Source organism: Pseudomonadota bacterium (assembly GCA_016719885.1).
In the GTDB taxonomy this organism is placed as follows: domain Bacteria; phylum Pseudomonadota; class Gammaproteobacteria.
The window spans coordinates 115,406-126,230 of record JADJYF010000020.1 but is presented as its reverse complement, the minus strand read 5'-3'; the positions used below and the strand labels follow the sequence as shown (position 1 = coordinate 126,230).

13 protein-coding genes are annotated in these 10,825 nt (G+C 66.9%); 1 reads left to right on the top strand and 12 read right to left on the bottom strand.

Annotation, left to right across the window (positions count from 1 at the left end; translation table 11 throughout):
* Window positions 1-105: 105 nt before the first annotated feature.
* From IPM80_19835 to IPM80_19810, 6 genes are all read right to left on the bottom strand, one after another.
* Window positions 106-939, bottom strand: coding sequence for a universal stress protein (locus tag IPM80_19835; protein MBK8960603.1), 834 nt, complete (start codon window positions 937-939; stop codon window positions 106-108).
* Window positions 940-1,034: 95 nt separating this feature from the next.
* On the bottom strand, window positions 1,035-1,448 hold the full coding sequence (locus tag IPM80_19830) for a hypothetical protein (protein ID MBK8960602.1): 414 nt from the start codon (window positions 1,446-1,448) through the stop codon (window positions 1,035-1,037).
* A gap of 2 nt (window positions 1,449-1,450) precedes the next feature.
* Window positions 1,451-1,906 (bottom strand): MaoC family dehydratase N-terminal domain-containing protein, encoded by a 456-nt coding sequence (locus IPM80_19825; GenBank protein ID MBK8960601.1) that lies wholly within the window; start codon window positions 1,904-1,906, stop codon window positions 1,451-1,453.
* 58 nt (window positions 1,907-1,964) lie between these two features.
* Window positions 1,965-2,378 carry a Zn-ribbon domain-containing OB-fold protein gene (locus IPM80_19820; GenBank protein MBK8960600.1) on the bottom strand — a complete coding sequence of 138 codons (414 nt, stop codon included), beginning with the start codon at window positions 2,376-2,378 and terminating at the stop codon, window positions 1,965-1,967.
* An 8-nt stretch (window positions 2,379-2,386) separates the two neighbouring features.
* The gene (locus tag IPM80_19815; protein MBK8960599.1) at window positions 2,387-3,535 is read right to left on the bottom strand and encodes a thiolase family protein; all 1,149 of its coding nucleotides are present in this window, start codon (window positions 3,533-3,535) and stop codon (window positions 2,387-2,389) included.
* A gap of 9 nt (window positions 3,536-3,544) precedes the next feature.
* A complete protein-coding gene (locus IPM80_19810; protein ID MBK8960598.1) occupies window positions 3,545-4,213 on the bottom strand; it encodes an SDR family oxidoreductase in 669 nt (222 codons plus the stop codon).
* Window positions 4,214-4,465: 252 nt separating this feature from the next.
* Here IPM80_19810 and IPM80_19805 point away from each other — a divergent pair, with 252 nt between their 5' ends.
* The gene (locus IPM80_19805; protein ID MBK8960597.1) at window positions 4,466-4,816 is read left to right on the top strand and encodes a hypothetical protein; all 351 of its coding nucleotides are present in this window, start codon (window positions 4,466-4,468) and stop codon (window positions 4,814-4,816) included.
* A gap of 28 nt (window positions 4,817-4,844) precedes the next feature.
* Here the strand turns inward: IPM80_19805 and IPM80_19800 are convergent, their stop codons facing one another.
* The 6 genes from IPM80_19800 to IPM80_19775 all read right to left on the bottom strand — a co-directional run bounded on the left by IPM80_19800 (window position 4,845) and on the right by IPM80_19775 (window position 10,641).
* A complete protein-coding gene (locus IPM80_19800) occupies window positions 4,845-5,351 on the bottom strand; it encodes an OsmC family protein (GenBank protein MBK8960596.1) in 507 nt (168 codons plus the stop codon).
* A gap of 124 nt (window positions 5,352-5,475) precedes the next feature.
* A complete protein-coding gene (locus IPM80_19795; protein MBK8960595.1) occupies window positions 5,476-5,799 on the bottom strand; it encodes an NIPSNAP family protein in 324 nt (107 codons plus the stop codon).
* Between the two features lie 75 nt (window positions 5,800-5,874).
* Window positions 5,875-7,077 (bottom strand): DUF1501 domain-containing protein, encoded by a 1,203-nt coding sequence (locus tag IPM80_19790; protein ID MBK8960594.1) that lies wholly within the window; start codon window positions 7,075-7,077, stop codon window positions 5,875-5,877.
* A 14-nt stretch (window positions 7,078-7,091) separates the two neighbouring features.
* Window positions 7,092-8,933, bottom strand: coding sequence for a DUF1800 domain-containing protein (locus tag IPM80_19785; protein MBK8960593.1), 1,842 nt, complete (start codon window positions 8,931-8,933; stop codon window positions 7,092-7,094).
* A gap of 143 nt (window positions 8,934-9,076) precedes the next feature.
* Window positions 9,077-9,526 (bottom strand): cupin domain-containing protein, encoded by a 450-nt coding sequence (locus IPM80_19780; protein ID MBK8960592.1) that lies wholly within the window; start codon window positions 9,524-9,526, stop codon window positions 9,077-9,079.
* On the bottom strand, window positions 9,523-10,641 hold the full coding sequence (locus IPM80_19775) for a ribulose 1,5-bisphosphate carboxylase (protein MBK8960591.1): 1,119 nt from the start codon (window positions 10,639-10,641) through the stop codon (window positions 9,523-9,525). Before IPM80_19775 ends, IPM80_19780 begins: the two co-directional genes overlap by 4 nt.
* Between the last annotated feature and the right edge of the window lie 184 nt (window positions 10,642-10,825).

Here is a 10,825-nt window from a genome sequence, read left to right as displayed (position 1 = left end):
AAATCCGCCACGCCGCGCGTGCCGGCGCCGGCGTCCGCGCCCAGCAGCTCGTCGACCAGGGAGAGGTTGCCCATGCTCGCTGCCCGCGCGTCCGCGACCGCGGCTTCAGTGCGCCATCAGCATGGGCACCGGCAGGTGTTGCAGCAGGTGTCGCGTCACGCCACCCAGCACCAGTTCGCGAAAACGCGAATGGCCGTAGGCACCCATCACCACGAGATCAGCGCCGATGGCGGTGGCCTGCTGATGCAGGGCCGCACCGATGGCCTGGCTGTCGGCGTGACCGACATAGGCTTCGGCCTGGATGCCGTGGCGGGCAAGGTGTCGGCAGATGTCGGCGCCCGGCTCGGCGCCGTGATCGCCGTAGCCGACGCTGGGGTTGATCACCACCACCTGCACGAAGGCCGCGCGCTTGAGCAGCGGCAGGGCATCGTGCACCGCGCGCACCGCTTCGCGACTGCCGTTCCAGGCCACCAGCACGCGCTCACCGAAAGTCGCGACCGCCGCATGGCAGGGCACCACCAGCACCGGTCGACCGGACTCCAGCGCGATGTGCTTGGTGGCGGCGATGTCGAACCAGCTCACGTTGCTGTCTTCGCTGTGACCGGTCACCAACAGGTCCGCGTAGCGTGCATTGACGTTGAGCGCGGTCACCGCGTCGGCATGGGACACGCGCCATTCGGCGCTGACGCCGGCCTGGCGGGCGGCCTGCGCGAACTGCTGCTCGAGTGCCGCAAGGCGTTGCGCGGCGGCTGCTTCCTGCGCGTCGATGATCTCCACCGGCACCGGGATCTCGGGAAAGGCCGACATCGGCAAGGGCGGCTCCACGTACAGCCCGGTGAGATGGGCGCCGTGCAGCGTGGCGAGCTTCAAGGCCAGCGCGAGACGCGTTGCGCAGTCAGGGCCATCGGCAATCTGGACGACGATATCCTTGTAGCACATGGCAAGACCTCGGCTGGTGGCGTTGGTCTCTATGCTCGCGCCACGCGGGGCGATGCGTATTGATCCCGATCAGGGGCGATCCCGCGCTCGAACGCTCAGCGCCTGAGCCGCACCAGTGCATGACCGGGCGTGGTGATGTGGCCGCTCTCGTCGGTGATGGCGAGATCGAGGCTCGCTTCGCGTCGCGCCGCGTCGAGCGCGACGATGCGGCCACTGGCGGTGAGCCGATCGCCGAGATAGGAGGCGCGCCGGTTGCTGTATTCGAATTCGAGCAGTTCGCCGTCATCCTGCAGCCAGCGCGTCACCACCTGCGTCAGCCAGTCGCCTTGCAGGGGGCCGTCGATGACGATGCCCGGATGCTTCTCCACTTCGCGCGTGTAGTTTTCGTCGTAATGGATGCGATGCGGATTCCAGATCGCGGCGTTGTACAGGAACAGCGAAACATTGCTCGCCGTGTGGCTGCGCGATGGCAATTCGGTGCCGACCGTCAGGGTATCGAATGTGGGCATGGTCAACGAATGATGCGTGTCTGGGTTTCCTGCATGACGAGCGCGCCGGCGGCGTCTCGCACCTCGATGTCGTAGACGACGAAGATCAAGGGCCCGCTGCCGCCCTGCTTTTCGAAAATATCGCTGACCGTGCGCGTGATGTGCAGCACGTCGCCCGGCACGATGGCGCGCTGATAGCGCTGTTTCACACCGCCCGCCATCACGCGCTTGAGCGGCAGGGGCGGCAGCAGGTTGTCCTGGCGCAAACCATCGGGCCCGAGCTCGGCCAGCGCGGTGAGCGGCCTGTCGGCGCCGAACAGGAACATCGGCGGCGCTTCGTCGCCATTCAGGTAACGCGGCAGCGACTGCTCGCTGGCGAGCGCGTACTTGATGATGTCACGCCGCGTGACCTCGATGGTCTGCGGTGCGTCGCTGCGCCCGATCCAGGCGCGGATGTCATCGGTGAGCAGCGTATCCATGATGTCCCTGCAGGTGCGGATTTATTCGCACCTACCATGTCGCGGCGCTAGTGCGCCGTCAAGCAAGACGAAACGCCGGCAAGGTCAGCTCCGGCGTCATGTCCTCGAATACCAATTCGACAGGCATGCCCAACTCGAGTTGGCTCGCATCGGCGTCGCGCAGCGGCGCCTGCATGCGCACGCCTTCGGCGAGATCCACCGTCGAGGTGATGAACGGGCTCTCGCGCTTGAAGGCGAAATGAAACGGATGGTGGTTGACCGTCCAGCTGTGCAGGGTGCCACGGCCGCTGCCCGTCACCCACACGCTCTCCATCGAATAACAGCGGTCGCACACCGGCCGTGGATAGTGGCGCACGGTGTGGCAGCGCGCGCAGGCCTGCAGCACCAGCCGATGCTCGCGCAGGCCGTCCCAGAACGGACGCGTCAGGGCGGTGATGTCGGGCAGTGGTTTGTCGTAGTTCGGTGCATTCATGGCGCTGCTCAACGGTGAAGGATGGCAATCGAGCCATCGCCGAGATCGCCATAACCGGTCACGAGCCCGACCTCGGCGTTCGCGACCTGGCGCGCGCCGGCCTGGCCGCGCAGCTGGCGGGTCAGTTCGACGATGTGGTTCATGCCGGCGATGTGCGCCTGCGACAACAGTCCGCCGTGGGTATTGACCGGCAGCTCGCCGCCGAGCGCGATGCGGCCGCCCTGCACGAAGGCGCCGCCTTCGCCCTTGGCACAGAAGCCCATGTCTTCCAGTTGGCACAGCACGATGTAGGTGAAGCAGTCGTAGATCTCGGCGACGTCGATGTCCTGGTGCGTGACGCCGGCCATGGCGAAGGCCTTGGGCGCGGCCTTGGCGAGACCGATGCGACAGATGTCCGGGCGCTGCGTGATGGTGCTCGGCGAATCGGGATGGCCTTCGGCGACGCCGCCGATGTAGACCGGCGGCTGGCGCAGATCGCGCGCGCGGTCCGCGCGACTGATGACCACCGCCGCCGCGCCCGCGCTTTCCAGGCAACAGTCGTACAGGCGCAGCGGATCGGCAATCATGCGCGAGGCCTGGTGATCGGCCAGCGTCATGGGCTTTTGCATCATGGCGTTGTCGTGCAGCAGCGCATGCTTGCGGAAGGTCACGGCGATTTCACCGAGCTGCTCGCTGGTGGTGCCATACAGTTCCATGTGACGGCGCGCCATCGGCGCATAGAACTGCGCGGGCGCGACGGTGCCCATCGGCATCTCGAATTCACCGACCACGCGGAACTGCGGCATCTGGCCGATCCTGTCGGTGATGCGTCCGGTCGACAGTGCGCCGCGGCCGAGCGTGATCAAGACGTGGTTGGCAAGCCCGCCGGCCACCGCCAGGGCGGCGTTCTGCAGGGCCGCCACCGAGCTCGCGCCGCCCATTGGCGTGAGCGCCGAGTAGCGCAGGTCCGGCAAACCGAAATTGGTGATGAAATCCTCGGCGATCACGCCGCCCATCACGTAGGGCACCACGCCGTCGATGTCCTTCGGTTCGAGGCCGGCATCGGCGATTGCGGCGAGCGCGGCTTCGAAGGTCAGCTCGGCCTGGGTGCGGGTGGTTTCGCGGGTGTACTTGGTTTCACCGATGCCGGTGACGCAGGCCTGGTCGCGGATGCTCATGGGCATGACTCAGGCCAGCCCGCTGACCGGCAACAGCGCGCCGTGGATGGCGCGCGCCGCGTCGGAGCCGAGAAAACACATGGCGGCGGCAAGATCGCGCGGCGCCACCCAGCGGCTGTGATCGGCATCGGGCATGTCGCGGCGGTTGGTCGGGGTGTCGATGATGCTCGGCAACACCGCGTTGACATTGATGCCCTTGGCGCGCAGTTCCTTGGCCAGGCTTTCGGTCAGGCGCATGACGGTGCTCTTGGCCACGCAGTAGGCGCCCATGTTGGCCTGGCCTTCACGCGCCGACAGCGCGCCGACGTTGACGATGCTGCCGCGGCCGCGCGCCAGCATGCCCGGCACCACGGCGGCGATGACGTTGCGCGCGGTGTCGACGTTCATGCGCATCATGTGCTGCCATTGCTCGGGCGTGGTCTCGTGGACCATGGGGCCCATGTCGAAGCCGCCGGCGATGTTGAATACCGCGTCGATGCGGCCGATGGCGGCGAGGCAGGCGCGGGTGGCGTCGGCGTCGGTGAGGTCGAGCGCATGCTGATGCGCGCCGGGCGTGCCGTCGAAACGCAGATCGAGCTCGACGACCTCGGCGCCGTACTCGGCGGCCAATGCCACCGCCGCGCGTCCGAGCGCGCCGTTGGCGCCGGTGACGACTACACGCTTGCCTTGCAACATGATGGGCTCCTGTCGGCCTGCCACCCCGGCGCGCGAGGCAACCGTGGCTTGGCGGCGTATGCATCGTGGACGGGCCGGCACGTATCCGACCCATGCACGGGACGAACTGCATGACGGCCGGGAGGGTGCCTGGATTGGCCTGGAGTCTAGCACAGCGATCGCGCCTCACCCCCTCCACGAAGGGTGGTGTCGACGGTGCTGGCGCACGCGTGTGCTACTGTCGTCGAACTACTCAGTCGAAAAAGGAAGTCGAGCATGCGCAAACTGATTCTTACCGCGCTCTTCACCGCGCTGGTCGTGAGCTCCACGGCGGCCAGCAGTGCCGTCACCCGTACCAAGATTGGCAAGCTGCGCATCTCGCCGAAGAACGGGGTCGGCGTCAGCATCGTCAAGTTCGGCCGTGCCGACGGCGGTAGCTTCGATGGCTGCACCCTCGACCCGACGTATGTGACGACGGCGCGGCCGGTATCCTTTGCCCAACCCCTGGACAGCGTCGACACCTTGGCGATGTTGCTCGCCGCCAAGCAGAGCGATTTCGAAGTGTTGGTCGGCTATTTCGTCGAACCGAGCGGGCGCTGTGTCGCCCGCAGCCTGGAGATCCAGTAACGGCGCGCGGACGCCGGGCGCGCCGGCCTCAGGCGAGGCGCGCTTCGACCGAGATGTTGGGGCGCTGCTGGATGGTCTGCAGCACCACGCAGTAACGCTCGCTGGTGCTGACGATTTTCTTCAGGGTTTCTTGCGGCGCGTCGCCGGCGATGTCGAACGTGAGGCGGATGTCGCGAAAACCGACCGGCGCGTCCTTGGCCACACCGAGGGTGCCGCGAAAATCGAGGTCGCCCTCGGCGCGCACCGTCGAGCGGGTGAGCTTGACGCCGAACGCGGTGGCGACTGCCTGCAGGGTCACGCCGGCACAGGCGGCCAGCGCTTCGAGCAGCATGTCGCCCGAACAGGCCTGGGTGCCCGGTCCGCCGGTGGCGGGATGCAGGCCGGCTTCCACCATGCCCTTGCTGGTGGACAGTTTGCAGGCCACGCCATCGATGCCGTTGGACTCGGCGCACAGCGTGATGAGCGCGGCTTCAGGCTGCGTGCGGTATTGATCCTTCAGCGGCGCCTGCAGCGCTTTCAATGATTCGGAATCCATGGGGCCTCCCGGGGCGTTGACGGGGTGGGATGGGTGTCGGTGCATGGTATGCGCGCCATGCAGCACGGGCAATTCGCGCGCCGCGGCGGACCGATTTTGCGCCGGCCCGTCGCAGCGCGGAAGTTCAGGGTTTCGGCCCCCACGGCGCCGACACCATCAACTGGTTTTCCTGCGCATGCAGCAGCGGGCGGATCTGCTTGGCGAAGCCCGCAAAGTCGGGATGGCCATACAACCGCTGCCAGAATGCGCGGCGCGCGGCGTCGTCGTCGAAGCGCCAGATGTGGATGAGTTGATGCAGCGGACCGGTGTCACTGATGAAGTAACCCACCAGGTTCTTCGCGAATCCACCGGCCTCGAACATCGGGTAGCCGACTTCGGAATAGACGCGGATGACTTCCTGCATCTGGCCGACGATGACCGAGTAGGTGCGTCGTTCATAAATACTCATGGGTTTTCCCCTTGCGACGAGAATGGAATGAAGTGCGCCACGCCGGCGGCGCACGCGGATCGAGAGCGCAAGTCCTCAACCGAAAATCGGCAAGCTCTCGAATTCACCTTTGAGCACCGCCTTGGCGGCGCCCGGCTGCAGCCAGTGGTCGATGGCGGTGGCGTACACGCGACGGAAGTCGGTGGTGTAGACCAGGTTGTCGCCCTCGTCGAGATTGGTGAGGCTGACCGGCTGGCCATAATGCCCGCCACGCACCTTGCTGCCGACCATGAACATGTTGTTGGCGGCGCCATGGTCAGTGCCGCCATTGGTGTTTTCCGGTGCACGTCGACCAAACTCGGAAAAGATCATGGTGGTCACGCGGTCGGCCACGCCCAGGCGCTCGAGATCGCGTTGAAAGCCGTGGATGCCATCGGCCACGTAGCTCAGCAGGCGCTGGTGCAGATCGGGTTGCTGCACATGGGTGTCGAAGGCGTTGTTGCGGTACGCAAGGTAGTAGATGCGCGCCGGCAGGCCGGCGGCGATGCAGGCCGCGACCTTGGGCAATTGCGCGGGCACCAGGCCATAGTCCACCGGCGTCTTGTATTTCGCCCACGCGTCACGCACCAGCTGCGACGCCTCGTCGGCGCTGCGCGCCACCTGCTCGAGATACTCGAGACTTGCGTTGCCGCCGGCCGAACTCGACACGTAGTCGAGCACCGCGCGTTCCTGTTTCATGCCGAGGCGCGCGAACCGCTCCGGTTCGTCGAACACCACCGGCGTGTGCACGCGGCTGCGCACCGCGAGGCTCTGGGTGGTGTCGACATTGACCAGGAAGTTCGGCACCGGCTTGGGCGCCAGGGTGTCGGCCAGGCGGCCGCACCAGCCGTATTCATCGCCGGAATTCGGCGCGGCGGTGTGCCAGTAGGCCATCGAGGTGAAATGCGAGAACGAGGGCTGCGCATAACCCGCGCCGTGCACGATGGCGAGCTTGCCGTCGTTCCACAAGCGCTGCATGCCGAGCATGCCGGGGTTGAAGCCGAAGTGGTCATCGAGCGCGAGCAGCTTGTCCTTCTTGATGGCGATGCGCGGGCGCAGCTTGTAGTAGGTGTCGTCGGCGTAGGGCACGATGCTGTTCAAGCCATCGTTGCCGCCCGACATTTCGAACACCACCAGGATGCGTTCGTTGGCGGCGCCATCGGCGGCCAGCGCCTGTTGAAAGATGCCGGGCACGGCGCCGGCGACCAGGCCGCCGCCACCGAGGGCGGCGAGGCGGGTGAGGAGTTGGCGACGGTTCATCATGGTGGCGATCCTCAACCTAACTGGTACTCGGGGCGGCTCAGCAGCAGGTGCAGCAGCACGCGCAGCGGATCTTCCATGTAGCTCGCGGCGGCGAGCACGTCGCTGGTGCCGAGTTCGGCGGTGAAGCTGTCGATGAGCTTCCGACGCGTGGCGCCATCGAGCGGCACCGACAGGAAGCGCGCGCTGAAGTAATCCACCACCGCGGCCGGCGTCGCGAGCTCGTTGCCCATCACCATGCGCGTCAGTTCCACGCGCGGCGCGTCGCGCGGGATTGGCTTGACCCTTTCGATCGCCATCTGCCAGCCGCGATAGCTCCCGTAGCGGGTGTTGAACTCCTCGGCGTGCTCGACCTGGTTGGACATCGCCATCCCGTTCTTGCCCATGTCCTTGGCGACCGGCGCGGTGGCGGCGGTCATGTCCATGCCGGCACGGATGCGTTCATGCACCTGGCGGATCTCGTCGCCGGTCGGATAGACGGGGTAACGGTCGGCGGCGATGAAATTGATGTCCGGGAACATCACGTCGAGCGCGAAGTTGCCGCGTTCGATGAGCAAGCTCGGTGTCACCCAGCTGCGTCCGTAGCTCCAGCCGGCGACGGTCGGCGGATGCATGAGGCGTTGCCCGAGAGACTCGGTGAGCAAGTTGAAGTCCGGTGCGCCCGGCACGCTCTTCAATCCGAGCTTGTGATAGGTCGAGATCACGAGTTCCACCGGGCTCTTGATGCGCGTCGCGACCGACGCCGGGCTGTAGAAGTCGCGCGACATGAACAGCATCTCGAGGTAGGCCGCGATGTCGTAGTTGCCGGCTTTGAGCCGCTCGGCCAGGGCGCTGCTGAGTTCGGGCGACAGATCGTCGCGCACCAGGTAACGGTAGATGCGCGCGGCGATGTAACGGCTGGTGGCCGGCTGCGCGAGGATGTGGTCGATGACCTGGATGCCGTCGAAGTTGCCCTTCGCGCCCAGGAACTCCTTGTCGCCGTCGTCGTGCTTGGCGGCGTCGAACTTGAATTCGAGGCCGCTGTAATACCAGCCGGTGAAGGCGCGCGCCGCTTCGCGGATGTCGTGTTCGCTGTAGTTGCCGACGCCCATGGTGAACATTTCCATGATCTCGCGGGCGAAGTTCTCGTTGGGCGCGCCTTTGACATTCACGCCCGCATCGAGATAGGCAAGCATGGCCGGGTCTTGCGCCGCGCCAATCAGCAGCGTGCGGAAATTGCCGAGGCCCTGGGACTGGAACAGTTCGAGCTGGCGCAGCATCTTGCGGTAGTCGCGCACCTTCTCTTCGCTGCTGGTGAAATGGCCGTGCCAGAACACCGCCATTTTTTCTTTCAGCGGCGTCGGCGAAGACACCATGCGGTTCGCCCACCAGTAGGCGACGCGGTCGGTCTCGAGACGGCTGGCGCGCAGCCAGTAGAAGAACTTGTCGACCACCGGCTGGTAGGGGCGGTTGCCGCCGGCCTTGACCTTGACGCCGAGCGCCTCGCCCTTGGCCTTGGCGAGTTCGGTGGTGGCCGGACGGCTGGGCGGAAAGGGATCGAGTCCCGCTTCGAAAATACCGGATTCATCAAACGGCGGCTGCGCCTTGATGGCCGCAGCATCGACACCCTCGAAGTAGACCAGGTGACGCACTGCCTGGCGCGGTGTCATGCGCGCGAGGCGGTCTATCTCGGCCGGCGTGCCGCCGAAGCCGGCGCGTTCCAGCAGGTGGGCGGCGTGGGCGCGGTTCCATTCGCTGTCGGCGATCGGGGAGAGGTCGTCCTTGCCGTCGCTGGCGGGCGGGGCGGCCAGCGCGGCCAGGCTGCCGAGCGCGGCGAACACCAGCACGAAAAATCGCGAACAACGGTAGGCGAACATGGCTCTCCCCTCGGCCTTGCGAGCGGCGAACATAGCCCGTGGGGCAGGGGGCGGCAATATCTTTGTAGGTGCGAATTCATTTGCACATTGGGCGACGTCGTCGGCGCGTGACCGCGCCCTCGGGTGTGCGAATGAATTCGCACCTACAGGCGAATGAACTCCGCCATGGCGGCATCCGCGCGCAGCGCCGCGAGATCCTCTTCGCGCGGCAACTGCGGGCGGTCACGTTCGGCATTGACCAGGCACAAAAAGCCCAGCGGCTCATCGTCCGGCGCGCGGAACTGGTGCCAGGTCAGCGGCGGCACCTTGACCAGGTCGTGGTTGGCGAGTTCGTGGATGCGTTCGCCCACCAGCGCGCGACCGCGGCCACGCACCACCATCACCGCGTGCACATGCTGGTGACGCTCGAGCGTGGTGTGGCCGCCCGGCGCCACTTCGAAATAACGCCATTGGCAGCCGAGCTCGGGATCCTCGAACAGCACCTGGCGGGTGACGTCCTTGAACGGCGCTTCGCCGCTCTGCTTGTAGGCCAGCACGTCGACGTCCTGCCAATGGAACTGGCCGTCGTGGCGGCGATGGGTGTCATTGCTCATGGCGGTGAGGTCTCGCTTGCAACTGTGGCGGCGTGGACACGGCTGACGAATTCGCGGGCGCGTTGCGGCAGCGCCGCGCCGGCCGTCAGCAGCGCGCCGCCGATGAGGAGGATGACGTCGCGACCGTAGAAGTCCAGCATTTCGTCGACGCGCTCGACACTCATGCCGCCGGCCGGCACCGGCGCGCAGGGCCGGTAGTCGTGCCAGGGCGAGAGCGCGGCGCGCGCCAGCGCGGCGCAGGTCGCGGGGCTGTAGCTGAAGCGTCCGCCGTGATTGGGGAACACCGTGGCGTCGGCGCCCAGCATGCGGAACAGCTTGCCGAACAGCAACGGCGGCGCGATGCGCGCGGCGCCGCCCAGCGCAGGGTGGGCAAGCACCGCGCAATCGAGTTCGTCGCGCACCAGTTCCTCGAACATCGGCAAGCCCATCAGCATCGGGCAGGCCAGCACCATCTTCACGCCTTCCTCGCGCACGATGCGCGCCTGGGCGGCCAGCTGGCGCGGGCCGCCGGACAGGGTCGGGGCATACACGCCGTGGCCGCCGCTGGCGGCGTTGGCGCGCGCCACGGCCGCCTGGCAGGCACGCACACGCGCCGCGAACGGCGCATAGTCCTGGTCGGCGATGCCATGGTCGTCCTTGATGATGTCGATGCCGGCGGCGGCGAAGGTCGCCGCCAGCGTCGCCAGTTCGGCGGCGGGCAGGCCCTGGGGCTTCAAGGCGCTCATGGTCAGGGCGCGCGGGCCGGCGCCGACCAGCGCGCGCAGGCCGGCCAGGCCATGGCGCGGGCCCTGCCAGTGGCCGAGCAGGTCGGTGGGCAGCTCGACGTCGTGGAGCACCACGTCGTCCTGCAGCGAGCAATTGCCGAACAGCATGTTCATGAGCTGGCCGATGTCGTGACCGACGGTGGCGGTGGCGATGGCGAGCGTCACTTCGTAGTGGTCCGCCGCCAGTTCGGTGATGGCGTCGACGCGCGCCACCACTTCGTCGCGCACGTAGGCGCTGGTGACCGCGGCGAGCGGCATCTCGATGCTTTGTTCCAGGGCGAGGGCGGCGGCGCGGGTGTCGATGTCGGCAGCGGCGGCGCCGACGTGATAGCGGGCGAGAAGTCGGGTCATGCGCCATTGTAGCGTGGTCATCGCGCCGGCGTGCCGCGTGCGCGATTAAAGGCCGGCCTCGATCGACCCGCTAACCGGTGAGCGCCGGCGATCCCGGAACGCACCCCTCCATGGAAGCGAGACAGTGCCGGTGCCTTGTTGGAGAGACCATGTCACTAGGGCAGGCCGGTGCCAGGCACGTCGA